Here is a 26,985-nt window from a genome sequence, read left to right as displayed (position 1 = left end):
GCCGCAAAATTCGCTCCACGGGTCCTACCCTCAGTTCAAGCGCCGACTGCAATTGCCATCGACCCGCACGTCCAGACCGATATCGAGGATCGGAGCGCTGTGGGTGAGCCAGCCGACGGAGATAAGGTCGACCCCGGTCGCCGCAATTGCCGCGGCGCTGGCCCGCGTGATCCGGCCCGAGGCCTCAGTGATCGCGCGGCCGCCGACCATGGCCACGGCCTGCGTTAGATCCTCGACCGACATATTGTCGAGGAGCACGGCGTCGACCCCCGCCGCGAGCGCCATCTCAAGCTGGCCCAGCGTGTCGACCTCGACTTCGATCTTGACCATGTGGCCGATGGCGCTACGCGCCCGCTCGATTGCGGTGCGGATGTCGCCGGCAATCGCAATATGATTGTCCTTGATGAGCACGGCGTCATCGAGCGCGAAGCGGTGGTTTGCGCCGCCGCCGGCGCGCACGGCATACTTTTCCAGGACACGCAGGCCCGGTGTCGTTTTTCGCGTGCACACAATCTTTGCGTTATGTCCACGCACCGCATTGACGAGCGCGGCTGTCGCCGTTGCGATGCCGCTCAACTTGCACAGGAAATTGAGTGCCGTCCGCTCGGCCGTAAGCAGACTGCGCGCCGGCCCGGTTACAATTGCAATGGTTTCTCCCGCCGAAACCTTGCCGCCCTCCGGGCAGCGCAACTGCATGTTGATCCCAGGATCGACCAGCAGAAAGGCGAACATCACCAGATCAAGCCCGGCGACCACGCCGGCCTGGCGGGCATTCAACGCCAGCGTTGCCTTGCAATCGGCGGGGATGATGGCATCGCTGGTGATGTCGCCAGCTCTGCCCAGATCTTCGAGCAGGGCACCGCGCACGATCGGCTCCATGATGATCTGGGGAAGTGGTGCAAGGGAACTCATGTCAGCATCTCCGTTCGGATCTCAGCCAGTTGAGCGAGACGGCGCTCTCAAAGGCAGTGCAAAGCGTCAGCCGCGAGGGCAGGGCTTGCGGATTGCGGCTCGGAAAATCCGACCGGTAGTGCGAACCGCGGCTTTCCTCGCGCCGAAGGGCTGCGGTCGCGATCAGCAGCGCAACAAGCGCCGGGTCCGCAGCCTCCGTGTGCCCGACGGCGATCGGCAGCAGGTCCGCGACCGCCTCGCGCAATGCCTTGCCCTTGCGGACAATACCGAGCGCATTGGAGACCACCTGTCGTATGGATGACGGGTCGGGTCGCACGGCTACCATCGCGGGCATCCTGGGCCACTGCCAGCCTGCGGAAGTGCCCGCGACACACCCTGCCACCCAGGCGGCGGTCGCAACCAGTTCGGCCAAGGAGTTGCTGGCCAGGCGGTTTGCCCCGTGCAGTCCCGTACGAGCCACTTCGCCGCACGCCCACAGCCCCGGGACGGAACTGCGCCCTTCGGCGTCCACTGCAACGCCGCCCATGTGGTAGTGCGCCGCCGGACGAACGGGAATAGGCTTGACGGCGGGATCAATGCCGGCCTGCTTGCAAGCAGCGTCGATTGTTGGAAAGCGCTTTGCGAATTTCTGCCCGAGACATTGCCTGGCGTCGAGATAGACACGATGCCCGCTGGCGAGCTGATCGGCGATCGCACGTGCGACCACGTCGCGCGACGCGAGCTCGGCGCCGGGCGTGTCGGTCAGGAAGCGATCGCCATGTTCGTCGACCAGCACAGCCCCTTCGCCGCGCACCGCTTCGCTCATGAGTGGCATCGGCCGGCGCGGACTATCGAGCGCGGTCGGGTGGAACTGCACAAATTCCAGATCAGAGAGTTCCGCGCCGGCGCAGGCAGCGAGCGCAAGGCCGTGACCGAATGAGGCAAGCGGATTGGTGGTGTCGCAGAAGAGGCCGCCGATGCCGCCGGTCGCCAGCACTACACGACGGGTGGGCAATGCGAACACGCCACTGTCCAGGACGGCCAACAAGCCCACAATGCGGCCTTCCGCAACGACCAGGCGAAGGGCTGTCGCGCCTTCCATGATTGTGATCGAATGGGTTCGCCGCGCCACGGCGAGCAGTGCATGGAACAACTCATGACCTGTGGCGTCCGCGGCGTGGACGATCCGTCGCCTTGAATGGGCTGCCTCCAGGCCGAGCCGCAGTTGTCCGTCCAAAGCGCGATCGAAGGGAGCACCAAGACGAATGAGGTTCTTGACAGCTTGAGGCGCGGCCTCGACCACGCGCCTTGCCATTTCTTCGTCGCAAAGCCCATCACCCGCGGCAAGGGTATCGGCGAGGTGAAGATCAGGGCTGTCGTCCTCGCCCAGACTTGCCGCGAGCCCGCCCTGCGCGAGTGTGCTCGAGGCATTCGTCCCAAGTGGCGTCCTGGAGAGGAGGACGACTGGTTGTGGCGCCAGATGCAATGCCGTCATCAGTCCGGCGAGGCCAGCGCCGATGATGACCGGCGCCCCGCCAATGTCATGGACGTAGGTGGTCATACGAAGAGCATGCGCTCGACGGCCCAGCGGGCGCGCTCGGCGACACCCGGATCGATCGTGACGATGTGGCCGTTCTGCTCGAGCGCTGCGCGTATGTTACGAAGCGTGATGCGCTTCATGTGAGGGCAGAGATTGCATGGGCGCACGAAGTCGACTTCGGGATGGTCGACAGCGACATTGTCGCTCATCGAGCACTCCGTCATCAGCACGACGCGCGCCGGCTTATACCGTCCGACATAGTCGGACATCGCCGCCGTCGAGCCGGCGAAGTCGGCCTCGGCGACCACTTCTGGCGGACACTCGGGATGAGCGAGCACCGTCACGCCCGGATGCGCATCCCTTAGCTCACGTATGTCGGTGGCACTGAAGCGCTCATGTACCTCGCAGCGTCCCTTCCAGGCGATGATCTCAACCTTGGTCTGCGCCGCGATGTTTTTTGCCAGATATTCGTCGGGCAGCATGATGACGCGTGGCGCGTTGAGCGACTTCACCACCGCAAGCGCGTTTCCGGATGTGCAGCAGATGTCGGACTCGGCCTTCACGGCGGCAGAGGTGTTGATGTAGGTGACGACTGGAGCGGAAGGATAGCGCTGCCGCATCAGTCGCACGTCCTCGGGCGTGATCGAGTCGGCCAACGAACAGCCGGCACCGAGATCCGGAATAAGCACGGTTTTGTCCGGGTTGAGAAGCTTGGCGGTCTCGGCCATGAAATGCACGCCGGCGACCACGATCACGTCCGCATCGACCGTCATTGCCTTGCGCGCCAGCGCCAGACTATCGCCGACGATGTCGGCAACACAGTGGAAGATCTCTGGCGTCTGATAATTATGCGCCAGGATGACGGCGCTGCGCTCACGCTTCAGCGCCAGAATGGCCTCGATGTCGTCGGCAAAGGCCTGCCATTCGATTGGCGGGATCACTCGTCGGACGCGCTCGTAGAGCGACGCGGCCGTAGGTAACGCGCCGATCATCCGCGCCTCCGCTTATGTTCCGGCTGACAATAAGCGGCATATATCTAGGTCGACTATAAAGGTGTCAAGCCCCGCGAGAGCGGCAATTTTGTTCCGGCGACTGCCCGGTCATCGAGGACATTGCGACGGAAGCGAAAGAGCTTCGCCGGCCGCCCGCCCGTGTCGAGGGCAGTTTCGCCTGTTTCTTCGACCAGTTCCTGCTGCTCGACGAGCCTGCGGAAGTTCGGCTTGTTGATGAGTCGGCCAGCCAGCGCTTCCACGGTTTGCTGCAGATGGAGCAGGGTGAAGCTCGCTCGCATTAGCTCAAAGACGACCGGACGGTATTTGATCTTGGAACGCAGCCGAGCGATGCCAGTCGCAAGGATCCGGCGATGATCGCAGACCATCGCCTTGCCTGACACGGCTACCGATAGAGTGGGCTCTGGTTTCACCCCGGACTCTTTGACCAACGCAGCTTCATAGAGCAGCTCGTAGCGCTGGAGCGTAAGATCCTCGTTCCAAGGGCGATCGTCGAAGGCGAAGGCAATCGCGACACGCTGCCGGCGTTCGCGTCGCGTCGCAGCGCTGCTGGCGCCCTTCGCCCAGGCCATCAGGCGCGGCCGCAAGACATTCAGCGCCTCCGGCGTGCCGGCTCGATGGTCTTCCCAGGGAAAATACTCATACCAGCTTTTCCAGTGGGATTTGCGTGACACCGCCACAGCTTCCTGCCGGGTCAGCGCGAGATAGCTGATCGAGATGTTGCGCTGTTTGCGCCCAGCCTCGATGCGGTCACCGTCGGCGAACGTATAGAGCTGCTCGATATAGCCCAGCGGATGGCCTGTCTGTTGTTCGACCCAGTCCCTTAGGCCGGATTGCAACGATCGGTGACTGAGCGCGAACGGACCGGAGGGCAGGGCGTCCTGTTGCCCGATGGTGAGAACACAAGGTTCGCGGTCGGTCACGGCAGCGACAACCGCGATCAAGTCCAGGTTGATGTCGCGGCCTCCCCGAGCGTTGCTATTTTTTTTTGGTGTTGCTTGGTCGTGCATGTTGCAGAACGTTGCCGTCCTCTGTGAGGCGACGCGGCTAAACCGATTTAATCAACGTGTACCATGCCGGGCCGCGCGTCAACGGCGTGCAGTCTTTTGGTGCTGGCATTTGCACAAAACTGGTCCAAACGCGACACTAGCGGCAGGTAACGCAAGGGAAGGCCAGATCTTTTTGCCGACCGTGAAGAGACGGCGAGCGCAATGAACACGTTGAGGCGGTCTAGCCAAGGTGCAACGCGCATGGTCGGCATTCTCGATATGCGCGTCATAGCGAAGTTTCGCCATCCTGGCTGGCGCGACGCTTTTGGACTAACAGTCCGGTCATGGCGAGCCGTTGCAGCCAAGGGACAAAGCAGTAGTTCAGCGTTCACAGCCGGTATCGGGCAGTTGATTTTCCTCCTGGCAATCCAGGGGGCCTGCGATTTCTCGCTTTTGCTGCCCCTATCCCCGAGTTAGAATGTTAACTGGCTTGGGCAAACCAACGCTGCAACCGATACAAAGGAAAAATGGATGGCAACTGGCACGGTGAAGTGGTTCAACAGCACGAAGGGCTTCGGCTTCATCCAACCCGATGCGGGCGGCCCGGACGTTTTTGTCCACATTTCCGCTGTGGAGCGATCGGGTCTGTCGACTCTCGCTGACGGCCAAAAGGTCAATTACGAGATCGAGCAGGACCGCCGAACCGGGAAATCCTCAGCCGGCAATCTCAGCAAAGTAAAGTGAGCTGACGGCTTGTTGCGCATGGCGCAACAGCCGCCCGACGGCGAGCCTCTACCGACCACCGCAATGAAATCGTGCGTGCATGAAGTCGATGGGAGCCTCGCGCAAATTGTTGCAGGCCGGGGAACGTAGTGCAAAACTCCCCGTCTTTCGAGTCAGCGCGCCCGAACAACGCTCAGGGGGCGCCGTTTTTGCGGGCCCTCTTTGCCAGTGCGGCCTGTTCGGCCTGATCAGGCTTTCGACCCAGGCCCAGGGTCTTGGCTAAAGCAGAGCGAGCTGCAGCATAATTCGGGGCAACCATCGGGTAATCTGCCGGCAGGCCCCACTTGGCGCGGTATTCTTCAGGCGTCAGACCATAGTGGGTTGAAAGATGCCGCTTCAGCGACTTGAACTTTTTTCCGTCCTCCAGGCTGATGATGTAGTCGGGCGTGACCGATTTCTTGATGGGAACGGCAGGCTTAAGCTCCTCAGGCTTCACGACCGGGCCGCCGATCGTGCCTTTTAAGGCGGCATGCACCTGGTCGATCAGACCCGGAAGATCGCCTACGGGGACCGGATTGTTCGAGACGTAAGCCGATACGACGTCGGCGGTAAGCTCGATGAGGGCATCACTATTGTTCTCGATTTCTTCTGTCACGGAATGCTCCTGATTTTGATGGCTTCTGCAAGAATTAGCTTGATTAATGAAGGCAGTCACCGAACGCAATGAAAGTTGCGTTCTATCCCCTCAATACGGTCTTCTCAGAGCGGGCACGCGCATACGCGCGTGAATAGACACATCGCCACGGCTCAGGTTTCCAGTAGAGTGATCGACTGGGGCGCTCAGGCGCATTGGTGATGGATAGGTATTTCCAGCAGAACGGTTTCGTTTTGGCTTTGAAGCAGCCTTCGAAAATTACTTCGGTTCGGCACCGTTAACGCCCTGATCCTGCCACTCTTCATGGGCAAGGGCGCCAAAGAGAGAAATCTCCAACTAAACGTGTTCGCGAACAGAGAAGGCCTCGCTCAATGAGTAGGGTGGCGCGCGCAGACGCGGCTTCCGTTTCGTCGGCGACGTTCGCGCCGCTGGAGAACCCAACCTTTCGGGCGATCTGGCTTGCCGCACAGGTTTCCGGTCTAGGCTGGCTATTTCAGACGGTTGCGGTCAGCTGGCTGATGGCGACCATCACGACCTCGGACGTGATGGTCGCCCTGGTGCAGACTTCCACCACGCTGCCCGTATTCATTCTGTCGATCTTCGCTGGGGCCATTGCCGACAATTTTAGCCGCCGCACTGTCATGGCGCTAGGCTGGTGCGTGATCGCCTTGTCGTCGATCATGCTGACCGCGCTTGTCGGGCTGGGGTATTACAATCCGTGGCTGATCCTCGCCTTCAGCTGCCTGGCCGGATGCGGCGCTGCGTTCACTGATCCGGCATGGCATGCCTCGGTTGGCGACATCCTGCGAAAGCGCGAAGTTCCGGCCGCGGTCACGCTGATCTCGGTCGGCTACAATGCCATGCGAAGCATCGGTCCGGCGCTCGGCGGCGTCGTTGTCGCCTCGTTCGGGCCGCTGACGGCTTTCGCCGCGGCGACGCTGACCTATCTGGCGATGCTGTGGTCCATAGGACTCTACAAATGGAACGGTAGCGCTTCGCCTCTTCCCCGTGAGCCGTTGACCACGGCCATTCGTGACGGGGCCCGCTTCACGGCGCTATCCGGAGAGATCAAGGCGGCAATCGCGCGGGGATTCCTTTTCGGTCTGACGAGCATCTCGATACTGGCACTGCTGCCAATGGTTGCCCGGGACCAGCTCGGGGGAGGGCCGATCGCCTATGGTGTCCTGATGGCTGGATTTGGCGCCGGCGCTTTGTGCGCGGGCATTTCCAACAATGCGCTGAGACGCTCACTGTCGCAGGAGCGCCTGACGACACTGGCATGCATCTCCTGCGCCGCCAGCTGCCTGGCTCTTGCCTTTACGCCTTCGCTGGTGGTGGCGACGATTGCCTTGACACTCGGCGGCGCAGGCTGGGTCGTCACCTGGACGGGACTTGACGTGAGCGTGCAATTGTCGAGCCCGCGGTGGGTCGTGGGTCGCACGCTTTCCATCTACTCCGCCCTCGCGTCGGGCGGTATCGCGGCCGGCAGCTGGCTTTGGGGCGTGGTGGCCGATGCCTATTCTCTCACATTGGCCCTTCAAAGCTCCGCTGCCGCTTTGCTGTTGGTTGCCGCCACCGGATTGCTGCTCCCAATCCGCCAGTGGAAAGAGTCCGACCAGGATTCTCTTGGCTTCGAAACCCCAGCACTCGCCCTCGACTTAAAGTCAAGAAGCGGTCCGATCGTCATCAAGATCGAGTACTCGATACCGGAGGCCAATGTCGAAGCTTTCCTGGACCTGATGCGGGAACGACGCCGGGTGCAAAGCCGAGTCGGCGCTCGGCATTGGAACCTTCAGCGCGATCTGCAGGAGCCGTTGCATTGGACAGAGACATTCCGCACGCCCACTTGGATGGACTACCTTCGCCTCAACCATCGCCTGACCGGGGCGGACAAGGAGGTGGATCATCGCCTTCTCGAATTGCATGTCGGAGAGCTTCCGCCCCGCACCAGGCTTGCGATCGAGCGGCCGACCGGGGCGGCTCGTAGGCGGGAGGAGTCGGGAAGCTTCTTTTTCCGGCGGTGATCGTGTCGAAGTCGGGAGGGGGATGGTGACTGATCATCAAGTACTGGATTCCGGCCTGGAGCAATTGACGCAGCCGACCAACCGGCCCCGAACGTTGAGGCAGCCCGGATATTTCGGGCTCCGGCAGGCGGCCGTAAGCCCGCCGAACCGGTGCTCGCCGCGCACAAGATCAGGGTCAGACGTGCGGCACGGACTGGCCAAGTGGCTGCACCGCCAGGCGTCGGCCCATCGTGCGAAGCACCGCACTCAGGCTGGGTAGCTCTGGTTTCCCTTCTCCGAAAGGGTAGGGTAGAGTTGCGTGAGGTTAAGCTCGGCCGAATTGGCGACGGCAGGGACGCCGCCGAACGCCTTGGTCATCTGTCGGAGCGTCGCCAGTAATTCACCCTGATCGCCGTCGGCCAGGATCGCATCAAGCGTGGCGGCTGCCGTCGCCGGATCGTCTCGAAACAGATCGGCCATTGCATCTGGCTACGGTCTTTCGTTGTCATCACTCCTTCAATCGGTACGGCTCTGCCAGCGGCGCCAATAGCCACAGGCCCGGTAGATGTCGGCGTCCTGAGTGCGCTTGATGCCGCCGCACAACATCACCGTCTTACTCGACCGGGCGTTTTGATCCGGCAGCTTCTTGCGGTCCGGCCGCCACCCAAATGGGTCCTTGCGCCAAGTTTGCTCCAGCCGATTGCAGCACTGAAGCAGAACGGGCGCCCCCTGTTGGAATGAGCCCCTGCAACGATTCAGAAGATTGGGCGCCACGAACGATGCCCGTGCGGATCAGGCGACAAGTACAAACGGTGCCACAGGCGGCTTCGTTGATAGAACGATGGGCAAGGCGATCTCGTTAGCAGGCACGATCCCGGGACGAACTCTCCTAAGCGTTCGACAGATTGATATGCCTCGCTCTGCTGACCCAGCATGCGACGGCCTAACATCGACCGTGACCCTCGGGGCGACATGGTCCGGAAAATCATCAGCAGGAGCTTAACCTCAACGACCCCAATCAGAGAGCCTTTTAGAGCTCATTTGGTTCTCCAGCCGAACCGGCCACCGAATTTCGCTTGGTGGATGCTAGCCGCGCCTCATGATTGTCGTCCTGCCTATGCCGCTGTCGCGTGGATGCCGAGGCCAACGGGTTGCAGCGCGTCATCCCATTCTGCCGAGGGAAAAATCGTCGAGATCCTCCTCGATCACCCCGGCCGCGTAAAGCTGATCGAGCAGGTCGGCGACTGCAAGGGCGCTCGCTCCGTCCGTCGCGACCTGCATAATCAGCTCCGAGGCGGTATAGGCGCCGCACGCGATTTGTTGGCCAATGGAAATCGGAACGAGCCCGTCGAGCACCCAATGTTCAGTATTGCGTGAGCGCAGATGGAAGTGACCATTCCCTGCCTCGTATTGCAGGTCTTCGCGGAAGCGGATCGGCAGGTCCGGAGGTGGGCTTTCGAACATATGCTCGTCGACGATGCTCTCAAGCCCTTCCCGGAACTCGTCGGGTGACCTGAAGAAACGTTGAGCCACGATTCGGTACCCGAGAGGCCAGCGGTCGCTACTCGGTACCGGCGCCACCAGTTGCAAACGCCCCTGCCGCATATTTACGAGGAAGCCTGAAACACAGGCGATCGTCGTGGGATAGCCCTCCGGCAAGAGGGTTGCTTCATCTTTGTTGGTTGCCCTGAGCTTCTCCTTTCGCTCGCGCACGCGCCCGGCAACAGCCTTTGCGGTCCGCCCATGCTTGCCCTGCAAAATGAGTTCGACCCCCATCAAATCCTCGGGCGAAAACGCCGCGTGAATCTGATCGAGATGTTTCGTGCTTAGTACGGAGAAACGATTCGGCACGCGACCGTAGCGTTCGAACAGTTCGAGCACGCGCCTAGTGAGTGCTTGATCCTTTAGAGGGGCGGCCGTCGTCGTTTGTGGCAATTCGCCCGTGATTTGATAGAAATCGAACAGAAAACGGTCGTAGTCCGGGTTGTCGCTTGGATCTGTAGCCCAGTAGCAGAAGCCAGTGCGGACCGCCGGACCAAACATATCGCTTGCGGCACCGACCACGCCGCGCCAAAACTCAGCATGCTCCTCACTATATTCATAGTAACCTTTGAAGCGATCCGCCGAGAGGCCGCAGAACCAGCAACCGACGGTGCAGCCTTCGCTCAGCTCGAATGCGATGGTGTGGTGCGCGATCGATGTCCCCAATTCGCCCAATTCGTCATTACAGCGCCGGATTTGGCGCTCGCGCCAGCCATGAAAGCGAGGGTTGATCGTCGACATTTCGCCTTGGCGGCGCACGAGGTCTCGATGGCGCAACATCTCGCGCACATACTCATCCCACATCACAGCCAGCGGCCACGGGGCCGACTCCGACTTGAAGCGGTACTTCACGTAGTCACCGCACCAGAGCGGCAGTATCTGCATTGGGTCAACTTCGATGCCGTAGCACGCGCTCACTATTCGAGGGTTGTCGACGTTCTCCGAAAGCGCCGTACGGAACTTCCTATCGCCGGACAGCCGCTCCATGAAGCGCTTGATGTGAGGCAACGTGCGCCGTTCCTCGGGCGTGCGCCGGTCAAAAACTTGCCGCCAGACTTCGCTGCGAGGGTGCAGGCGAGCCGCTGAAGCGGCCCCTTGCCGGATTGATGGCATGATCTCATGCTCGACGAGGTTTGCTTTCATGTTCTCTTCAGGCTCGTCCGAGCCAAATCGGTCAGAGCCAGATTTCATCAACTGGCGACCGCAACAACAACTACAATAACGATGACCACCGCGACGATTGCAGCCTTTTCCCCGACTTGCAGAGGACTCATGGGTAAATGTGAACCGGAATCAGCCAACGCGACCGTGTGTACAAGGCTGGTCGAAACACTCGAACCACGCTTGCGGGCTGCAATCGCGCGAAGCTTCTTACTTAACCTTCCTTGGCTGTGGGCACGTATGTGCCTTTTGATATCGGCAAGCGTGATGTCGTAGTCGAGGCTCTTTCCAATTGCTACAATCGATGCAAGCCCTCCAGCGCGTGGCTTGAGGTTTGCGAGCGGACTGCCTTTTGCTCCAAGATCATTGATGAATCGCTCTACTTCAGTTCGCGGCATAGCTATTCGCCTTTTGCTTAATGTGGGCAAACTCTCCATCTCGCTCTCACAAGCGATCGGAAGCTGCTATGACCAAGCAAGCCCCGTACCAACTCAAGAATTTCTGATTTGGCGTGTTGTCTGACCGCAGCGCATCGTCAACTTGCCGAACCTCCGAACGACAATTTGGCGGATTTGTTGCAGAGTTTTTGGTGATTTTGTTGCAAAGTTGTTGGTAACCGGGCGGGCAACGCGCCACTGCGTCTCGACAACCTCGTAGCCGATCGGCAGCAATTCCAATGTCGGTTAAGCACCCCTCCCAACCATGGGCGAGGTGAGGCCGATTGGGGTCTCGATCTCGAGCAGAGTTGTAAAGACGTAGATCGCGCCGACCCGCCTCATGCCGAAAGTTTTAGAGGTCCGATTGGGGAGGAATTGTCGCCACTTGCCGAATTGCCAGGGCCAAACGCTTGCCAGCGATCGAGCTGCGCCACCACGAGTGTATCGCCGGCCCTGATGTCCAAGTAGGGGCAGGGCGTGCGCGACGCACCGGAGCTGTTTTCTTGAACGATGAACGTCGCAGCTGGTCGAGCGGAGTGCGATCTCCTGCGCTTGCGTCGTCTGTCATTCGTCGAGACGCGCGCATACCAATCAGCGGAGCCTGAGGCCGGCGGGAAGAGCGGTTTTGGCTGTCTCAGACCTGCAGCGTCGCAGAGGTCGCCGAGCGAGGGTTTTCCAATTGCAGAAGATACGGATAACCGACCGGGGCATTCGCATCTGGTCGGCCACCGACCTTCGGCTATTCGTCGTCGAGATTTAACCATTGCAACAGTCGCCGAGACACACCGTTGGGCGGACCGCCGAATGAGCCTACCCCTGCACCTGTCCGTCGCCTGAGCTGGAAACTGCGGTCCATGGCATTACTGCCTCCAGATCGGCGCCTGGCGCCAAGTCTATGGCTCAGGGCTCCTTTCGTCTGTCAAACAGGGAAACGATCGTTCCATGGGCCAGCGACCGCTCGCGTTGGTTGTCGCTTCGGATGGCAGTGTCCAGCAGGGCGCAAGAACGCACGGCCGCGCTCGCGCCTGCAGCCTGTGCGCATGGCCCTGCAGGACAACCACTATGATTGCGGCGTCTTCGAGCTCGATGCCACCCGGGCGCTGGCCGCACGCGTGGCAGAGGCGAACGGCCCCGGGACCCAGCCGCTGCGCCTTGACACTCTCGTCGCCGATCGGCAGGCCCTGGAGCATTGCCTCGGCGCTATCTCGACTCGGGTTAACAAATCTTGCCGCGACAGTTCGCTGACACCCCGGTCCGCTCATAAGCGGGGCGGGGCAAAGAGCGGCGTCACGATCCTCACAGCGATCTTTAGGCAACCGGTCGCAGATAGCGCACCGGGCGGCATAGACGGGCGCGGTCCCGCAATTGGGTGGTTCCGGTTGATCTTGAAGATAGACGGGTCCTTAAGCCATGCGTCGCAGAGCACCTGATAGGTGTTTCGATCTCGTGCCTTGAGGTGCTTGGCCAAGTCGTAAGCGATCACGGATGCCACGACATCGGCCTTGAGGCTTTCCAGACCGGGTGGCCTCCTAGATTGTTCGGTTTCATCCGCTTGCCTAACTGGGTGTGGCTCAATTCGCTCAGGACAGGAGGGTGTTGCCCGAGGTGGGACGGAGCGAACTGAGCCACAGGTCGGCGATATCGCGGCCAGGCAGGCGATGACAAGCATAGAACGGTTTCATTTGAAATGTGATTCGACGCGAGGTGATTTCGGCCAACGCCTTAATGATATTAGCCTACGCTAATTATTATTTCATTGGAGGGTGCTCGCGGCATTTTCCAAGGCTTTCGACGGCCAGATCATAATGATCGACTCTTGTGTCAGCGTTCGCCAACATGCGGCCATGGCAATAAGGGATTGGCGGCGAAGGCATCGCCAGTTCAAGGGCGATCTTAGCGTTGAGAACTATATCGATAGGACACGCCCCAGGAGATGGCCAGGCCGCCGATCCAGACGCCGCTGTCGGCTTTGCCGCGGCTGACTGATCCAGATCAAGGTTATCTTTTGACCGGCGTGGTTACGTCGACCAATCCTTCAAGGGAGAATGCATGTCTAGCGGACAGTATGGTCGTTATCTTCAGCGAACCGCCGAGGTGAGAATCCTCCTTGCTGGCTGGCAATCGGCCTGGCTCGGCCCGCGGTCCTATCGGCTGCGTTACTGGCTGCATCCTTCGTTGCGGATTTATGCGCATTCTTGTGTCCAGCGGCTTGAGCCAATGCGGCGCACGCTGGCAGCCAGGGCAACTGGTCCACGGATTGCGGCTCAACGCAACCAGCACCTCACCCAGATAGCCGACGCGATGGCAGCGCTCTGATGGCCAGCTGCGACGACAGTTTCGACATCATCGTCGCCGGAGCCGGGCCGGTCGGACTTTCCTTCGCCGCATCGCTAGCAAAGAGCGATCTCAAAGTGGCGGTGGTTGAGCAGCAGGCCCTCGAAAGCCTGGCGAAGCCGCCTTTCGATGGTCGCGAGATCGCGCTGACCTTCGCCTCGATCAGCATCCTTCGCGAGCTCGGCGCCTGGGACGCCATCTCCGCTGGTCACAAGTCCCCGGTCCAAGGCGCGCGCGTGCTCAACGGATCGAGCCCTTTCGCTCTGTGTTTCGATTCTCCAAGAGGATCTGCAGAACCACTCGGATTTCTGGTCCCAAATTGTCGAATCCGCGATGCCCTGTTCAAGATCATTCGCTCGCAACACCGAGTCCAGCTCCTATGCGGCCGCTCGGTCGTTGGTGTCTCCAACAGCCGCAAAGGGGCGGTCGTAAAGCTTTCCGACGGCACGCGGTTGGCCGCTCGGCTTTTCGTTGCAGCAGATTCGCGTCTGTCGCGAGCGCGCGACCTGCTCGGCATCGCCGCCGACATCAATCGGCTTGGCAGCTCGATGGTCATTTGCCGGGTCAGGCACGAGCGCGCCCACCATCAGCTCGCAATCGAATGGTTCGATCACCATCAGACCATAGCGATCTTGCCGCTGATGGAAGGCGAGTCGTCATTGCTTCTCACATTGCGCGCAAACGAGGCCAATAGACTTCTTGCTTTAGACGACGATTTATTCCTGATCGAATTGACGGACCGGTGTCGAGGGCGCCTCGGAAAAATGACCCTTGCAAGCAAACGCCATATCTATCCGTTGGTCACGACCTGGGCGCATAGCTTCTGGGCTCCGAGCGCCGCACTCGTCGGTGACGCTGCTGTCGGCATGCACCCCGTGACCGCCCATGGCTTCAACATCGGCCTCGGCGGCCAAAAGCGACTCGCCCACGGAATACTGACGGCTATTCGCAATGGTCACGACATTGCCGACCCCGACATGTTGCGCAGATACGAGAGCCACCTGCGCTTGAGGGCGGCACCTCTGTATCACGCTACCAATATACTGGTCGGGATCTACTCAAACGAGCATCGGGCGGCCCGATTTGCAAGACATGTGGGGCTTCGCTTGGGTGGATATCTCCCATTCGTCCGGCACGGCATTGCGAACATGCTTGGGCGATGAAAAGGCTGCCAATGGATTGTGGGCTGTTGCGGCGGATGGATTGCCAGGTGCGCTGTGAAGTTCCCGCAAGCAAGTTGCTGTCCCATGGCGCGCAATTGGGCAGGGATTTCCTGCTGGAGGTCCTTCGTCCCCAAGTTCCTGAGTGACATTTTCGTCGGCCGCAGGGGCGTGTTGGCTGAGGAAACGGAGCCTCCGTCGGATCTTGCCTCAGCCCGCATCACCGTATGCTGGCCCAAGCGCCCCGTCCGCTGGATGAGGCGAAGCGCCCCGGTCCATATCTCGCCACTGGCACCGCCGCCGGTGTCGGACTGCCGTCTTCATTTTTGACGGAACGCCGGTCAGCCGGCGAACAATTCCCTGTACCCCGTCGTGACCATCCAGTTCGCCCGATCAAGATGGCTGCGGGCCGCATTGCGGGCCCGTTCCGGTTCGCGTTCGGGATCGATGCCGAGGATCATCTGCGCCATTTCCTCATAACTGGCACTGTCGGCGGCGGCGTCCAGGAACCGCATATAGGTCATAAAATGCTCTTTGTCGTAGGCCGTGAGGCTATCCGACCAGGGAACTTCGTCTTGCATTTCGGTGTCCAAGTGGCTTTGTGCGAGTTCGGCTTCCGGGTGCGTCTTCCACGATCCCAGATGTGTTTTGAGCGGCACACTATAACGAATAGGAACGATCGTTCCTAGAACGATAGTTCCGGTTCTGGTCCGTATATCGCCATGGACCTCAAAGAGGTGATGGCGATCAACATGCGTCGCGTGCGCCATCATCAGGACCTGACGCAGGAGGAATTGGCGGCTCGCGCGCAGCTCAGCATGCGCTATGTGGGCTCAATCGAGCGTGGCCGCGTCTCCGCGAGCGTAAGTGTCCTGGGTCGGCTCGCAAAAGCTCTGAATGTCGATCCTTGCGAATTGATCAAGCCGCCCCGGTGATCAAGCAATCCATATTCCCCGTTGGCATGACTGGTTAGATGGCGGCGTTCACCCCTTGAAGTCAGCGGCGCCTGCGCGCAGACGGCGCTCACCGGACGCACGGGAATTCGAGCCTGCTCGGCGATGCGGTCGGCCGGGTGGCCACATCAGCCGTTTTCCGGCGTGACAGCGAAAGAGCCAATATCGTTGAAAGTGTCCGACAGCCAAGCATGTCTGTGGCCGATTGTTTAATAGTTGCTCCCAAGTCCCGCAATCTTCAAACAATGATGTAACGAAAGCTTCCTTGGTGTTTGTTGTGGACGCTGCTCCTCAAAATTATCACGTGCCGGTGCGCAAGCTCGTCAAGGTCCGGCTGGCAATACTCAAGTGCTTGGCGAAGCCTCGGCTTGATCAGCGGCCAGGCAAGCCTGTCGCGTGGCGCAAGCGCAATCAGATGGTTGGCGAAACGGCTGAAAATCTGTCGCGGCTGCACGGTGAATGGCGCGTGCCGCAGATCCGGTGTTATCGCCTGTCGGTTCGAATCGGATGCTGAAGAGACTCGAATCCCTATTCTCCCATCGTTGGAATGCCAACCGGAAGGTGTCGGACTGGCGATCGCGTAACGCTCCGCGCCGGCGAACTTGGCCATGTCACCTTGGCAAGCTGCTCGCCGGCTTCCGCGACTGCGAATGCCGCGCGGCGGAAGGGTCTGGGTGCGACTAGGCATGCAATTTGTCTTCGAGACCTTCCTGGAGCAGCTTTCGGAAAGCGTCGATGAGACGGATTTCCGCGACGCGATGGCGCGTGCTGCCGCGGCATTCGATCTCGTCAAATTCGCCTATCTGTGCCTGCCGCCACGGGCGCTGGGAAAGCCAAGGCTGATTTCGAACTATCCGCCACGCTGGACCGCTCATTACCTGAGCAACCATTATCACGCCATCGATCCGGTGATCGCGCGGGCGCAGGGCGGCCAATGCCCGTTTCTATGGGGGCCGCACCACAGCCGAACCGGGCTGTCGCATTTCGAGCAGAAGCTCTTCGACGAGGCGGCCGCATTCGGCATCCGCTGCGGTTTGACCGTCCCGATCCTCGACAAGCAGGGCAACGTCGCCGCCATGAGCTTTGCCGCCGACGGGCTCAATCCGGCCCTCCTGCGGGTGACCGAGCGCTACCAAGAGGCATTTCGCTTCATGACGGCCTGCTTTCATATCTGCGTGCGCCGCAAGCTGCCGGCCGATCGGGTGGTCAACGGCGTGCAGCTGACGCCGCGCGAAGATGAATGCCTGGAATGGGCGGCGCAGGGCAAATCCGCACCCGACATCGCCTCGATTGTTGGCATCAGGCGCCGCACCGCCGCCTTTCACCTGGAGAACGCCAGAAAGAAGCTTGGGCTGCGCACCCGCATGCAGGCCGTGGCGCAATTCTCAGCCGCCAGAACGGGTCTCGGCTGATCAGGCACCTGTACCGCTGTACAGGCTGCTTCGGCCTGACGCCTGCTCTCCAATGGCAGGGTCAATCCTGCCAGGAGGCCGATAATCATGCTGCAACTCATTGCTCCCGAATGGTACGGCGACTTCGCCGACGAGCTCCACGAAATGCACCATCTGCGCCACCGTGTCTTCAAGGAGCGGCTGGACTGGGACGTCGACACCAGCGGCGGCTGCGAGATCGATCGCTTCGACGCGCTGAAACCCCACTATCTGCTGCTGCGCGGCCCAATTGGCAGCGTCGACGGCTGCGTCCGCCTGCTTGCCTCGACCGGCCCGACCATGCTTGGCGATATCTTTCCGGCCCTACTGGACGGACAGCCGGCGCCGCAGGATCCAAGAATCTGGGAAAGCAGTCGTTTCGCGCTCGACCTGCCGCCGTCGGCCGCCAAGGGGGCAGGGGGCATCGCTGCCGGCACCTACGCGCTCTTCGCAGGCATGATCGAGTTCGGCCTGTGGCGAGGTCTAAGCCGCATTGTCACCGTCACCGACCTGCGCATGGAGCGCATCCTGCGTCGGGCCGATTGGCCGCTCGAGCGGCTCGGCGAGCCGCGCGAGATCGGCCCCACCCGAGCCCTGGCCGGTTACCTCGAGGTCTCAAGCGAGCGCCTCAATGCCGTTCGCCGCAATGGCGGTCTGGCCGGTCCGGCGCTGTGGGCGCCCGTCAATCCACGAGGCCGCATGATGGCTTCACTTCGTGCTTCGCGCAGAGATACCTTATGAGCCTGCCAGAACCTGAAACCTACCGGCCGGACTGGCGCGATGAGCGGTCCTATGACTACACCCTTGAGCTGACGCGGCGCGGCTGGGCCTGGGAATTCCTGCGGCGCAATCCGGTCTTCCGGCATGATCTGTCCCACGCATTGGAACGGGCCAGGTCTGTCGATCAGCGGCCATCGCTCGACGTCATTGCCTCCTCCGTCGACCTGTCGCGCTGGGGGCTTTTGTTTCGCGTCCTCGATCCACCGTGACGCAGCCACGTTCTGGTGTCCGAGCCGATGCGCTCAGGTATTGCCGGTCGTCGCCGAACGGGTGTCCTCCTCGCCGGCGATGCCGGCGTTCGAACCGGCCAGTGTGCCCTGCCGTGCGAGTGTGCTCAGGCTGGTTGACAGTACTCAGCATCTCCTGCTGCACAGCGCCGGCCGGCAGCTTCAGCTCGCCGTTTCGGGGCCGAGTATCGTTGGCTCCGTTCGGCTGCGCACCGATGCGGTCTGGCCAGCCGGTGAGTGGCGGCAACGCCTCTGGGCGCTCAAATGCCTCAATAGTCTCGTTGCACGGGGACGGTTGCCGAAAAGGCTGTTTCCGCCGGAAGCGCGCGGTCGTCGCCTGTGCTTTGTTCTGCGGGCTCTTGACGGCTCAGTTGCGGGCGCCTCGTACCGAGACATCGCCGAAGCGCTGATTGGTCAGACGCGTGTCCGGGCCGACTGGACGGATCCTCGCGACCATCTGCGTGATCGCATCCGTCGTGCCGTGGCACGGGCTCGCGTGCTCATGAATGGCGGCTATCTCGACTTTCTTGCCTGACGTGTCTCGCGCCTGAATGCGTCAGCTGGTGAACAGCTCCCTGTAGCCCGTCGTTACCATCCAGTTCGCCCGGTCGAGATGGCTGCGGGCCGCATTGCGGGCGCGTTCTGGTTCGCGCTCCGGATCGATGCCGAGGATCAGATCCGCCATCTCCTCGTAGCTGGCGTCATCGGCGGCGGCATCCAGCAAGCGCATATAGATGGTGAAGTGCTCCTTGTCGTAAGCCGTGAGGCTATCCGACCATGGCGCTTCATCCGCTACCGGTACAGTCGATTCAGGCTGCAACATCGCTGATTTTATCTCCAAGAGCGGTCGCGCAAGACCCGTCCGCGGGTGGATTGAGACGCTTGGTGTGGAATACATATTATAGTTGATAAACTCAAGCAGCCTGATCCGCTGACTTCTCACGCATGGACATGCGTCAGTTGGTTGGTCGGAATGTGATAAGCATCAGGCTGAAGAAAGGTCTGACTCAGGAACAACTCGCCGAAGTTTCCGGCTTCAGCCAGCAGTATATCAGCGGTCTGGAGAAGGGCCGCCGCAATCCGACGATCGTCACCATCTATGAACTGGCATTGGCGCTTGGCGTCAGCCACATGGATTTGATTCGTCCCGACAAATAATCGGTCTGTGCTGGCAAATTGCTGGGCAGCTGCGCGCCTGAAGGCGCGCATCGGGTGCTCGTGAACCGAGCCCGCCTGTCTTCGCGTCGCTCAGGCGGTCTCGGCCATTCGGCTTCGCCCCCTGGCGCGGGCAGCCTGAATCCGTGACCCATTCCGTTCCAACTCGGTTTCGGCAGCGCTTGGTCGCGCGCTCAAGTCGACCGAGGCGCTGGCACTCTGGTGAGACCGACGGCCTCGGCGATTGGAGGTTCCCAGACGCAACCTGTGGGCCTTGTAATACCTGCTGCACAAGCTGCGCCGATATCGCCAAGCGAGGTAGGGCTACAGATGAAGCCATTGGTCCTGATCTGCTCACAGGACATCGAGTTGTGCCTGTTCCTCAGCCACCTTCTCATGTTCCACGGCTTCTCGGCATAGCTTATCGATGTCGCACACGCGGTTCCGCAGACCGTGGAGCGGGAACCGCAGCAGTCGTCCTGGACTGCCAGCCGGCTGGCGCCCATCGGCCCGACGATTTGTGCGCGGCTGAAGAGCGAGGTGCAGGTGAGTGCAGTTCCTATCGTGGCTCTGATCGCGCCGGGCGCCGAGCTCCAGCATGTGGAACTGATCAAGACAGGCATCGACGAGATTTTCGTGCGCCACTTGGTGCCCGCCAAGCTGCTTGCCTATCTGCGCAGGGAACTGGCGATTTGCGCGTCCCGCTCTCAATGACTGGAATGGTCGGGAGTCGCTGACTTGACGGCCCGGTCGAGATCCGGCTTGCCAGCCACCGCGTCAGCTACAACGGCGAGCAGCTCCATTGAGCCCGATCGAGTACAACCTGTTGTGCCACCTGATCGAAATTCTTGGGAAAGTCTGTTGTCGCGACGAATTGGTTCAGGCGGCTTGACCCAACAACATCCATATCGGTTCGCCGACCGTCGATTTTCACATCAGTCGGCTCAGGAAGGCTCTGGCGCCCCATTGCTTCATCCGAACCGTACGCTCAGCTGGTTAAGCGCCCGAGGAGCAGGAAGACTGAACTGTCCGCCGACTAGATTTTGCCGTTCCGAGCGGGGGGCGGTTGCGCTGCTGATCGAGCAGGCCTCTCGCTGACTACTTACAGGCTGATCACGTTAGACGCAAAGGCAGGTGCCACGACGGCAAGCTGTTCGAATAGCGCTATCTGGCCATCCTTTGGTGGGTATCAGAGGAGTTTTCGGTGCCGCCGGTCGGCATATGACTTCGCCGCGATAGCTGTATGTCACCAATGGCTGTTTTCTTACAAAAACATACAAACCGATCCTGAAGCTGGTCGAGCAACATGTCCCTTCGCCTGAGAATCCCAAATCAACTGAGGGTTCTGACCGCTTGGCACGTTCCTTGCTGAAGTTCGTTCACGTTCCTTGCTGAAGTTCGTTTCAGCTGGACTTCCGATCCTACGCGGGGCCGGCCTGCGCTGCCGCAAATTAGATGAAGACCGAACCGATGAGCTTACCGTTGCGCCCACAGATCGATGTGCCCGAGCCTGTTCTTATGTGCCGTTCTCCACCGGATCCTCGCAAACCGTCCGTTTTCGCAAGCGCAAGACCGGCCTCGCGATTCGTCTCAATTCCAAACGTCGAAAAACCGTCTTCGGGCAACCGGCAGTCTGCAGACCGTGTGGCCATGGCGACTGGGGCAAACCTCGCACGCGCACGATGCAGAGGTTTGATCGGCGGAGAGGGGAGCAGCCTATGTTTATGCGTTCCGTCAGACCGGATCTCGTCGCCATGATGACACGAATCTTTCCGTATGTCGCAGTAGGATGCTGTCTGCTCCTGTCCACGACCATGGGTCAGGCCGATCTCCTCGACGAGGCGAAATCGCAATTCGATATCGTACCAAAGGATCCCACAGACCTGGAGCACAATCCGGCTACCCCAGAAAAGCTCGAACTGGGCAAGATGCTCTTTTTCGAGACCCGGCTTTCCAAGGCACACAATATCAGCTGCAACACCTGCCATCAGATCGGACGCGGCGGTGCCGATGGCCGCTCCACCTCGCTTGGCCACGATTGGCAGCACGGCGGTCGGAACGCACCAACAGTGCTCAACTCGGCATTCAATGCCGCTCAGTTCTGGGATGGACGTGCAGCTGACTTGGAGGAACAAGCCGGCGGTCCCATCGCTGGCCCGGTGGAGATGGGCAGCACTGCCGATCAAGCAGTGGCCCAGCTAAAAGGCATCCCAGGCTATGTCGATGCGTTTGGCAAAGCCTTCCCGATGGATAACGATGCCGTCACCTACGACAACATCAAGCGAGCGCTTGCTGCCTTCGAGGCGACGCTAACCACGCCCAACGCACCGTTCGATCGTTATCTGGAAGGTGACGAAAACGCGCTCACCGCACAACAGAAGGAGGGCCTAGCGCTTTTCATCGACGAGGGATGCTCGTCCTGCCACAACGGCAGAAACGTCGGCGGTGGCATGTATGCTCGGTTTGGTTTGGCTGAGAGTCCCGGTCAGCAATTGCTGCCGCCAGCGGATAAGGGCCGGGCCAAGGTTACCAAGAATCCGAACGACGAATATGTCTTCAAAGTTCCCACCTTGAGGAACATCGCACTCACGGCTCCCTATTTTCACAGCGGCCGCGTGTGGGACCTGGAGCAAGCGGTGGCGGTGATGGGAAGGGCGCAACTCGGCATTCAACTCCCTGACGAGTCGGTCGCAAAAATCACTGCCTTCCTGCAAGCCCTCACTGGAGACCAGCCGCAGATCACATATCCAAATTTGCCCCCAAGCGTTACCGCGACACCGAGACCGGCCGAGTGATTACGCGATCCAACAAGGCAAGCGGTGGCGTAACTCGTACTGCAGTAGGTATGGCGACTGATGGCGACGAGCAGACGGCCATTGCGGCAAACCGGCTTGGCCGATGTTGTGACTTTGGGCTACGAACCCCGGCGAGGTCGCATGGACCCTGGCCGGCCAGCATCGGACCGGGTGCGAATAAACATCGATACTGCGAGCGGGGCTTTGTCGAACACCGCCGATCTCGTCGATCCTTAGGCAGCAGTCGACGGGTGACTACCGCTGGCTGTGATTTCGCGAACGATCGTGTTCACGCCATCGGAAGCACCGATATCCAAAGATCATTGGCGAAATGCGCAACAGATAACGGGCCGCTGCGCAGCCTAGAATTGACCGCAGGCTGGCCGATGAACCGTTGTCAGCCTCCTTATTAGACAAGGAAGTCATCGACTTGGACACTTGCGATTGGAGACTTGCATACCTGCCGCCGGTGCAGGCTTCCTTGGCTGCAGGAACGGGTTCGGGCTTGTCCAGCGTGCAGCGGGACGCGGTTACATCCAGCTTTCGGGCTACGCAGGAACGTTCCTCGGTGACGCAGAGTCCATTGTGATGCTGATGTTGATAAGCAATGCGCCGCCGCCTTATTCCTTTTTTTCGTCGAAATACCGGCCTTCCAATGCAGCTGAGACGATATGAGCAGATACAATAAGCACCGCAAACCGGGTCGGAATCGAGACGACGACGCGTCAGGTTCTCCTGACGAGCCTTTCGTGCCAAGCTCCTTCCAGCAGCCATCATCTGCCATCGCAAAGCCTGTCGACGTCGAGGTAAAGTGGTTCAACGAGAGAAAGGGATACGGCTTCGTCAAAATTCCAGACGGAACGGACGCCTTTTTGCATATGCGGGTACTGGAGGAGATTGCAAGCAACGGTGTTTCCGACGGAACGCGTCTCACGGTCACCTTGGAAGAGACGCAAAAGGGCCGTCAGGTGGCTCGAGTGCTGGAGATTGTGGAGTCAACTTCGAGCACATCGACAAACGCTCGGGAAAGCACAGGAACGGTGAAATGGTATAACCCCAGGAAGGGCTATGGCTTCATTACTCCTGCAAGGGGCGGGAGAGATGTCTTTGTTCATGCCTCCACGCTAGCGCGCTCAGAGCTAAGCGGACTGTTTGAGGGACAAAGGGTGCTCATCGAATGCAGACCCGGCAAGAAATGCCCGGAGGTCCAAACCATCCGCATAATCGGTTGACGAGGGCCGGGCTTCTTGTTCAAGCGTCCGTAAGCCCATGCCGGTCGTCCTCACACCTCAGTCGGGCAAAGTCTTGCTCGCATGTGGCCTTCATTTCCCAAATTGATCGGCGGCCCCGGCACGCTGTTTGGCTCAGCTGTCAACAAGGATTGACCCGCCCTCTTGCCAAGACAGGGTCGATGGTCCGGGGGTAGGCTTGGCAGCATGTCCATTGGGTCCTTCATTAAGACATTCTTGTGCGGGTCGATGTCGAAAGGAAGAATCGTCTGAGCACGGGTTTGGTGCCCGTCGGGCTTGATTGCCCCGACCATCAAGCAAAACGGAGCGTGATCTCATTCACCACCGCGACGAAATCCCGTCCAGCAGTCTTCCCGCAGCGACGTAACCACCTTCATCGCCCGGCATAAATGTCCTCCAGGTCGGGCTCCCGCAGCCTATGAGGCGTTCCGGCAAGCTGGTTGTCAGTTCCCCTCAAAATCTCCGGCAAGGCGACTCTTGGAACTCGATCCGGGAATCCATGTTGCGTCGACCCGAACCGGCAAAGCAGGGGCGGTCGGCAAGATATGCCCCCTCGCGCGGAAGCCCCCGAAAAAAATCTCCGCCGTGTCCAGATCAATGTCTTGATCAACGAGGGCAGGCAGGGCCGTTCTGCGTCGAACAGCTCTGGGGAGATCGGCGGGATTGTTGAGGCGAGTGTCGTCCTTCGCGCCGCCGCGGGCTTGGGCGCAGCAGCAGCTCGAAGATCGCTCCGATCAAATGCTGTCGATCGCTCGTGGCCGGCTGGCCATCCGACATTTCTGCTGTCGAATTTTGTCGGGTTGCCGACAAACCGGGCCTTAGACGACATCGGCCAGTCGAGCTGGACAGGAGAAACTTCGGGAACGGCACCCTTGGCTTGGAATGGCACGGTTCTTGTTGCTTTCATGCGAGAGGGTGGCCCGCGCGGACAGGTTCTGTCCGCTCGCAACGGCACTGAAGGCGACAGTATGACACGAGCCAAGGGAAGCGAAAGCTCTGGTCAGTCCCAGACCGGCGTTCTGCCGCGTAAGGGCATGGCCAGCACGGCCCCAGTGCCGTTTTTCCCCGTCCGAAATTTCGGGATCAAGCGGGCCAGGCGGGCGACCAGCTTCGACCAGCATGTGCTTTCTTGTGTCCTGTCGCGAGCACTCGACGAAATCGACACCGGCGAGATCACGGCAACCGACGCAACGGGGCTTTCGGTATCCGAGCTGGCAGAGATCCTCGCTCGCAGTTTCCCTGCGGTTGACATCGCTGCATTTGCGTTGATGAAAGCCACCGATCCGGATCCCTGCATGGAGGAACAACTGCTGCTCGGCTTGCTGCTGGCACATGCACGGCCAGGCGACCCAATGAGCATCTCCTTCGCCAAAATCATTGCACGCCGTGCGATGCGCCCTGCCCATCTGTGGCAGGACCTTGGACTTCTTGATCGTGCCGAGCTCAGCCGTCTCCTTGCCAGCCATTTCCCGACACTGGCGGCTGGGAATTCCCAAAACATGCGATGGAAGAAGTATCTCTATCGGAAGGTCTGTGGTGCAGAAGGGTATTCGATGTGCGCTGCACCAAATTGTCGCGACTGCAACGACTTCGATAGCTGCTTTGGACCGGAACAAGGCGAAAGCCACTTTGCGCGGACCAGGGCTGGACTCCTGGGGGTAAAGTACCGCTTTGCCAGGACGGGTCAGGGGTTGCCAAAGTCGCGCGGGAAGCTGGCCTTCTGGCGCGGCCTGCAATCCGGCGGCGTCAAGTTCGCGTCTATCATCTGCGAGGGTGCCGATCGCGCGCTCGGAGCCATTCGGTGCTGGCGGACCAGACCATGAGCATCCTGCCCTGCGGGCTTCCGTTTTCGATGACGCAAGTATCCACTGCCGGGCCAAGATCGCCTCAACGCCTCAGGCCTGGCAAGTCGGTCGGATAGTAGCCACTCTCGCGCCAAGTTGCTCGACAGTGTTGCTCCAAGGCGAAGGCGACGCAGCCTCAAATGCAATCCCGGGCAGGCCGGAAAGTCATGCGTGGTGTGCAAAATTTTCTGCAAAGGAGGCAGTATTGGAATTCGCCACTTTTATCCTCGCTGGCCAGCGCGGCTACCATCAGTCGTGCGACAGTGTCATCCGCAACTCCGTTAAACAGGCGATCGTATCGGAGCAGGCCGGCTTTACCACTGCGTGGTTTGCCGAGCACCACTTCAATAATTATAGCCTCATTCCTTCGCCCTTGATGATGGTGGCGCACTGCGCCGGGGTTACGCGCACCATTCGCCTGGGCACCGCCGTGTGCGTGCTGCCGCTCTATCAGCCGCAGCGACTGCTGTCCGAGATCGGATTCGCCGATATCGTTTCAAACGGCCGCCTGGAACTCGGCGTCGGCTCGGGCTACCAGCAGTTCGAGTTCGAGCGCTTCGGCGTCGATATAAATGAGGCCCCAGCCGTCTTTTCGGAATACCTGGACATCCTTCTAAAAGGCCTCCATCGCAAGATCTTCGAACATGAGGGGAGATATTTGAAGGTGCCGCCGACGGCGATCTCGATGCGCAGCTTCCAGAAGCCGCAGCCCCCGATTTGGATCGCCACAGGCTCCGCGCACAGCATGCGCCGAGCTTATCGTGACGGCCACAATCTTCTCGTCACGGCACTTCACAACGGCTTGGAGATCATGACCATGCTGCGCGAGGAGATCGAGAAAGCCGCTGCTTGCGAGAGTAAGAACCCCGCGGCGGCCAAGATATCGCTGCTGCGCTGCTGCTTTGCCAGCGAGGATGAGACGGAAATCAACTGCTATCTCGACAATGCCCGATTCCAGCGTCGCTTATCGGAAGCATTGCATCGGCGGCGCCAGCAAAGCGACGATGGCTATCTGCTGCGGGAAATGCCGACCCAGCAGGACCTGTCCTTCGAAACCATGCGCGAAAACCTACCAGTCGGCGGCATCAACCGCGTCGTCGATCGGCTGCTGGAAGAGATCGAGATCCTGAAACCGGACCAGATCGCAATTCAGACCCAGCTGGGGGATTTCGACGAGAAGACGATGCTGCGCCAAATCGAGCTCTGGGGCGACAAGATCATCCCCGCGGTCAACAAGGCCCTCGGCCATGAGAGCGGCGAAGCTCGCAAGGCCCGAATTCCCGATCGAGCCGGTGGCTAAACCAATGCAACACTTGCATCGTCGTGCCGGGGTCGGGTGTTAGGTGTGCTTCAAGATCGGCGCCGCACTTATCTCGTCTTGAACCGTCACCTTCCTGACAAGACATTCGGCCACGTCGCAAAGCTGCGGATCTGGCAGCGTCTTCAGGATAATCCGTTCGGCCAAGAAGCACGTATGACGCTGAGATTGTCAGCAGTCCCAAATTCGTTAGGCGCGCTCTACCTACCTCTTGCAAGAGATCGCGAAGCTTGCGGATACTATCGATTTCGCCGGGGCGTGGCCAGGAGATGGCAGGGACATGATCTATCAGACCGCCCATCGCGCGTGCCGGGACGCGTGGGACGGCTTGAACCCCTCAAGTGCGCTCCGCAGCGGCTTATCGACTTGCAAACCTCCCTGCCGTGGAAAGGTGCAAAGGTTGGTCCGTTCGCACGGAGCCTGACCCAGGCACAGGTATCGGGGCTGGCCAGCGCTCTTCGACTCTGCCACTTAGCTGAGTTGCCCGCTTGAGCAGAAGCGCAAACGCAATCCTTGCTGCTTGTCGTCGCCTTAGGGGAGGGAATGATGGCCGGCTTGACCAGATTTGAGAGGCCAGTGGTCGTTCGGATTGGCCATCACAGTCCCGAGCGGAGTGTCTTCGATGTCAACGATGCGGCGATGATCCTGGTCCGAGACCTCCAGAGTCAAACCGAAAAACGCAGACAGGCCATGGATGCTTGCCTGCAGGTGTTGCGCGGTGAGACGCATCCGCCTGCCGCTCGACGGGCCTTCGTCGCCGCGGCGCTCGAGGCAAAGATCCTGCGCAG

26 protein-coding genes and 2 pseudogenes are annotated in these 26,985 nt (G+C 60.3%); 17 read left to right on the top strand and 11 right to left on the bottom strand.

Features of this window, described 5'->3' with window-relative positions; translation table 11 throughout:
- Nucleotides 1–30: 30 nt before the first annotated feature.
- The 4 genes from nadC to DPM33_RS33385 are packed head-to-tail and all read right to left on the bottom strand — an operon-like array spanning nt 31 to nt 4,451.
- Nucleotides 31–912, bottom strand: coding sequence for a carboxylating nicotinate-nucleotide diphosphorylase (gene nadC / locus DPM33_RS33400; protein ID WP_112101621.1), 882 nt, complete (start codon nt 910–912; stop codon nt 31–33).
- Between the two features lies 1 nt (nt 913).
- A complete protein-coding gene (locus DPM33_RS33395) occupies nt 914–2,452 on the bottom strand; it encodes an L-aspartate oxidase (protein ID WP_112101620.1) in 1,539 nt (512 codons plus the stop codon).
- On the bottom strand, nt 2,449–3,423 hold the full coding sequence (gene nadA / locus DPM33_RS33390) for a quinolinate synthase NadA (protein WP_112101619.1): 975 nt from the start codon (nt 3,421–3,423) through the stop codon (nt 2,449–2,451). Before nadA ends, DPM33_RS33395 begins: the two co-directional genes overlap by 4 nt.
- Nucleotides 3,424–3,476: 53 nt before the next feature.
- Complete coding sequence (locus DPM33_RS33385) at nt 3,477–4,451, bottom strand: NUDIX hydrolase (protein ID WP_112101618.1); 975 nt, start codon at nt 4,449–4,451, stop codon at nt 3,477–3,479.
- A gap of 510 nt (nt 4,452–4,961) precedes the next feature.
- Between DPM33_RS33385 and DPM33_RS33380 the strand changes: the two genes are divergently transcribed.
- Complete coding sequence (locus tag DPM33_RS33380; protein ID WP_112101617.1) at nt 4,962–5,174, top strand: cold-shock protein; 213 nt, start codon at nt 4,962–4,964, stop codon at nt 5,172–5,174.
- 172 nt (nt 5,175–5,346) lie between these two features.
- Here DPM33_RS33380 and DPM33_RS33375 read toward each other — a convergent pair whose 3' ends face one another.
- Entirely contained in the window at nt 5,347–5,808 is a 462-nt protein-coding gene (locus DPM33_RS33375) for a Ros/MucR family transcriptional regulator (protein ID WP_112101616.1), read from the bottom strand.
- 371 nt (nt 5,809–6,179) lie between these two features.
- On the opposite strand from DPM33_RS33375, the gene DPM33_RS33370 reads away from it, so the two are divergent.
- Complete coding sequence (locus DPM33_RS33370) at nt 6,180–7,832, top strand: MFS transporter (RefSeq protein ID WP_112101615.1); 1,653 nt, start codon at nt 6,180–6,182, stop codon at nt 7,830–7,832.
- A 246-nt stretch (nt 7,833–8,078) separates the two neighbouring features.
- Here the strand turns inward: DPM33_RS33370 and DPM33_RS33365 are convergent, their stop codons facing one another.
- Nucleotides 8,079–8,291: a helix-turn-helix domain-containing transcriptional regulator gene (locus DPM33_RS33365; protein ID WP_281004848.1), complete on the bottom strand. Its 213-nt coding sequence runs from the start codon at nt 8,289–8,291 to the stop codon at nt 8,079–8,081.
- Nucleotides 8,292–8,564: 273 nt separating this feature from the next.
- On the opposite strand from DPM33_RS33365, the gene DPM33_RS37840 reads away from it, so the two are divergent.
- Nucleotides 8,565–8,645: an SEC-C metal-binding domain-containing protein gene (locus DPM33_RS37840; RefSeq protein ID WP_112101650.1), complete on the top strand. Its 81-nt coding sequence runs from the start codon at nt 8,565–8,567 to the stop codon at nt 8,643–8,645.
- Between the two features lie 327 nt (nt 8,646–8,972).
- Here the strand turns inward: DPM33_RS37840 and DPM33_RS33350 are convergent, their stop codons facing one another.
- Together DPM33_RS33350 and DPM33_RS33345 are read right to left on the bottom strand one after the other, a co-directional pair.
- A complete protein-coding gene (locus DPM33_RS33350) occupies nt 8,973–10,496 on the bottom strand; it encodes a radical SAM family RiPP maturation amino acid epimerase (RefSeq protein ID WP_112101614.1) in 1,524 nt (507 codons plus the stop codon).
- Between the two features lie 47 nt (nt 10,497–10,543).
- Entirely contained in the window at nt 10,544–10,951 is a 408-nt protein-coding gene (locus DPM33_RS33345; RefSeq protein ID WP_245442630.1) for a hypothetical protein, read from the bottom strand.
- A gap of 1,763 nt (nt 10,952–12,714) precedes the next feature.
- Between DPM33_RS33345 and DPM33_RS37835 the strand changes: the two are divergent.
- Together DPM33_RS37835 and ubiM are read left to right on the top strand one after the other, a co-directional pair.
- Nucleotides 12,715–12,795: pseudogene (locus DPM33_RS37835) on the top strand (IS5/IS1182 family transposase); the annotation flags it as partial.
- A 471-nt stretch (nt 12,796–13,266) separates the two neighbouring features.
- Nucleotides 13,267–14,448: a 5-demethoxyubiquinol-8 5-hydroxylase UbiM gene (ubiM, locus tag DPM33_RS33335; protein ID WP_112101611.1), complete on the top strand. Its 1,182-nt coding sequence runs from the start codon at nt 13,267–13,269 to the stop codon at nt 14,446–14,448.
- 338 nt (nt 14,449–14,786) lie between these two features.
- Here ubiM and DPM33_RS37830 read toward each other — a convergent pair whose 3' ends face one another.
- Nucleotides 14,787–15,215, bottom strand: a complete 429-nt coding sequence (locus DPM33_RS37830) for a DNA -binding domain-containing protein (protein ID WP_425373609.1) — start codon at nt 15,213–15,215, stop codon at nt 14,787–14,789.
- Between DPM33_RS37830 and DPM33_RS33325 the strand changes: the two genes are divergently transcribed.
- Entirely contained in the window at nt 15,168–15,380 is a 213-nt protein-coding gene (locus DPM33_RS33325; RefSeq protein WP_112101609.1) for a helix-turn-helix domain-containing protein, read from the top strand. The two genes, DPM33_RS37830 and DPM33_RS33325, sit on opposite strands and share 48 nt — an antisense overlap.
- A 256-nt stretch (nt 15,381–15,636) precedes the next feature.
- Here DPM33_RS33325 and DPM33_RS36005 read toward each other — a convergent pair whose 3' ends face one another.
- A complete protein-coding gene (locus DPM33_RS36005) occupies nt 15,637–16,008 on the bottom strand; it encodes a hypothetical protein (protein ID WP_146770371.1) in 372 nt (123 codons plus the stop codon).
- Nucleotides 16,009–16,084: 76 nt separating this feature from the next.
- On the opposite strand from DPM33_RS36005, the gene DPM33_RS33315 reads away from it, so the two are divergent.
- The 4 genes from DPM33_RS33315 to DPM33_RS33305 all read left to right on the top strand — a co-directional run bounded on the left by DPM33_RS33315 (nt 16,085) and on the right by DPM33_RS33305 (nt 18,370).
- On the top strand, nt 16,085–16,810 hold the full coding sequence (locus tag DPM33_RS33315; protein ID WP_112101607.1) for an autoinducer binding domain-containing protein: 726 nt from the start codon (nt 16,085–16,087) through the stop codon (nt 16,808–16,810).
- A gap of 87 nt (nt 16,811–16,897) precedes the next feature.
- The gene (locus tag DPM33_RS33310; protein ID WP_112101606.1) at nt 16,898–17,569 is read left to right on the top strand and encodes an acyl-homoserine-lactone synthase; all 672 of its coding nucleotides are present in this window, start codon (nt 16,898–16,900) and stop codon (nt 17,567–17,569) included.
- The gene (locus DPM33_RS37240) at nt 17,566–17,817 is read left to right on the top strand and encodes a transcriptional regulator domain-containing protein (RefSeq protein WP_245442626.1); all 252 of its coding nucleotides are present in this window, start codon (nt 17,566–17,568) and stop codon (nt 17,815–17,817) included. Before DPM33_RS33310 ends, DPM33_RS37240 begins: the two co-directional genes overlap by 4 nt.
- A 40-nt stretch (nt 17,818–17,857) precedes the next feature.
- Nucleotides 17,858–18,370, top strand: coding sequence for a DNA -binding domain-containing protein (locus DPM33_RS33305; RefSeq protein WP_245442624.1), 513 nt, complete (start codon nt 17,858–17,860; stop codon nt 18,368–18,370).
- 21 nt (nt 18,371–18,391) lie between these two features.
- On the opposite strand, the gene DPM33_RS33300 is transcribed toward DPM33_RS33305, so the two are convergent.
- Nucleotides 18,392–18,658 (bottom strand): DNA -binding domain-containing protein, encoded by a 267-nt coding sequence (locus tag DPM33_RS33300; protein WP_112101604.1) that lies wholly within the window; start codon nt 18,656–18,658, stop codon nt 18,392–18,394.
- A gap of 122 nt (nt 18,659–18,780) precedes the next feature.
- Here DPM33_RS33300 and DPM33_RS33295 point away from each other — a divergent pair, with 122 nt between their 5' ends.
- The 7 genes and pseudogenes from DPM33_RS33295 to DPM33_RS33260 form a co-directional block, all read left to right on the top strand.
- Nucleotides 18,781–18,993 carry a helix-turn-helix transcriptional regulator gene (locus DPM33_RS33295; protein WP_112101603.1) on the top strand — a complete coding sequence of 71 codons (213 nt, stop codon included), beginning with the start codon at nt 18,781–18,783 and terminating at the stop codon, nt 18,991–18,993.
- A 450-nt stretch (nt 18,994–19,443) separates the two neighbouring features.
- On the top strand, nt 19,444–19,704 hold the full coding sequence (locus DPM33_RS36000; RefSeq protein WP_146770370.1) for a response regulator transcription factor: 261 nt from the start codon (nt 19,444–19,446) through the stop codon (nt 19,702–19,704).
- 1,004 nt (nt 19,705–20,708) lie between these two features.
- The gene (locus DPM33_RS33285; RefSeq protein WP_245442615.1) at nt 20,709–21,785 is read left to right on the top strand and encodes a cytochrome-c peroxidase; all 1,077 of its coding nucleotides are present in this window, start codon (nt 20,709–20,711) and stop codon (nt 21,783–21,785) included.
- A gap of 671 nt (nt 21,786–22,456) precedes the next feature.
- Nucleotides 22,457–23,017 (top strand): cold-shock protein, encoded by a 561-nt coding sequence (locus DPM33_RS37560; protein WP_112101602.1) that lies wholly within the window; start codon nt 22,457–22,459, stop codon nt 23,015–23,017.
- 1,052 nt (nt 23,018–24,069) lie between these two features.
- Nucleotides 24,070–24,660: pseudogene (locus DPM33_RS33275) on the top strand (nitrogen fixation protein NifQ); the annotation flags it as partial.
- 424 nt (nt 24,661–25,084) lie between these two features.
- Nucleotides 25,085–26,179 (top strand): LLM class flavin-dependent oxidoreductase, encoded by a 1,095-nt coding sequence (locus DPM33_RS33270; RefSeq protein ID WP_112101601.1) that lies wholly within the window; start codon nt 25,085–25,087, stop codon nt 26,177–26,179.
- Between the two features lie 561 nt (nt 26,180–26,740).
- The coding region (locus DPM33_RS33260; protein ID WP_342634391.1) for a DUF982 domain-containing protein at nt 26,741–26,985 on the top strand (245 nt) is incomplete at its 3' end.

Origin of the sequence: Mesorhizobium hawassense, assembly GCF_003289945.1 — a bacterium.
GTDB lineage: Bacteria > Pseudomonadota > Alphaproteobacteria > Rhizobiales > Rhizobiaceae > Mesorhizobium > Mesorhizobium hawassense.
The sequence above is the reverse complement of the archived record's forward strand: the minus strand, read 5'-3'. Positions and strand labels throughout refer to the sequence as shown.

Excerpts from the sequence above, each read along its gene's own strand:
- nadC (WP_112101621.1), bottom strand. The coding sequence starts at position 912 with ATGAGTTCCCTTGCACCACTTCCCCAGATCATCATGGAGCCGATCGTG.
- DPM33_RS33395 (WP_112101620.1), bottom strand. The coding sequence starts at position 2,452 with ATGACCACCTACGTCCATGACATTGGCGGGGCGCCGGTCATCATCGGC.
- nadA (WP_112101619.1), bottom strand. The coding sequence starts at position 3,423 with ATGATCGGCGCGTTACCTACGGCCGCGTCGCTCTACGAGCGCGTCCGA.
- DPM33_RS33385 (WP_112101618.1), bottom strand. The coding sequence starts at position 4,451 with ATGCACGACCAAGCAACACCAAAAAAAAATAGCAACGCTCGGGGAGGC.
- DPM33_RS33380 (WP_112101617.1), top strand. The coding sequence starts at position 4,962 with ATGGCAACTGGCACGGTGAAGTGGTTCAACAGCACGAAGGGCTTCGGC.
- DPM33_RS33370 (WP_112101615.1), top strand. The coding sequence starts at position 6,180 with ATGAGTAGGGTGGCGCGCGCAGACGCGGCTTCCGTTTCGTCGGCGACG.
- DPM33_RS33365 (WP_281004848.1), bottom strand. The coding sequence starts at position 8,291 with ATGGCCGATCTGTTTCGAGACGATCCGGCGACGGCAGCCGCCACGCTT.
- DPM33_RS33350 (WP_112101614.1), bottom strand. The coding sequence starts at position 10,496 with ATGAAAGCAAACCTCGTCGAGCATGAGATCATGCCATCAATCCGGCAA.
- DPM33_RS33345 (WP_245442630.1), bottom strand. The coding sequence starts at position 10,951 with ATGGAGAGTTTGCCCACATTAAGCAAAAGGCGAATAGCTATGCCGCGA.
- ubiM (WP_112101611.1), top strand. The coding sequence starts at position 13,267 with ATGGCCAGCTGCGACGACAGTTTCGACATCATCGTCGCCGGAGCCGGG.
- DPM33_RS33325 (WP_112101609.1), top strand. The coding sequence starts at position 15,168 with ATGGACCTCAAAGAGGTGATGGCGATCAACATGCGTCGCGTGCGCCAT.
- DPM33_RS37830 (WP_425373609.1), bottom strand. The coding sequence starts at position 15,215 with ATGGCGCACGCGACGCATGTTGATCGCCATCACCTCTTTGAGGTCCAT.
- DPM33_RS36005 (WP_146770371.1), bottom strand. The coding sequence starts at position 16,008 with ATGGCCAAGTTCGCCGGCGCGGAGCGTTACGCGATCGCCAGTCCGACA.
- DPM33_RS33315 (WP_112101607.1), top strand. The coding sequence starts at position 16,085 with ATGCAATTTGTCTTCGAGACCTTCCTGGAGCAGCTTTCGGAAAGCGTC.
- DPM33_RS33310 (WP_112101606.1), top strand. The coding sequence starts at position 16,898 with ATGCTGCAACTCATTGCTCCCGAATGGTACGGCGACTTCGCCGACGAG.
- DPM33_RS37240 (WP_245442626.1), top strand. The coding sequence starts at position 17,566 with ATGAGCCTGCCAGAACCTGAAACCTACCGGCCGGACTGGCGCGATGAG.
- DPM33_RS33300 (WP_112101604.1), bottom strand. The coding sequence starts at position 18,658 with ATGTTGCAGCCTGAATCGACTGTACCGGTAGCGGATGAAGCGCCATGG.
- DPM33_RS33295 (WP_112101603.1), top strand. The coding sequence starts at position 18,781 with ATGGACATGCGTCAGTTGGTTGGTCGGAATGTGATAAGCATCAGGCTG.
- DPM33_RS33285 (WP_245442615.1), top strand. The coding sequence starts at position 20,709 with ATGTTTATGCGTTCCGTCAGACCGGATCTCGTCGCCATGATGACACGA.
- DPM33_RS37560 (WP_112101602.1), top strand. The coding sequence starts at position 22,457 with ATGAGCAGATACAATAAGCACCGCAAACCGGGTCGGAATCGAGACGAC.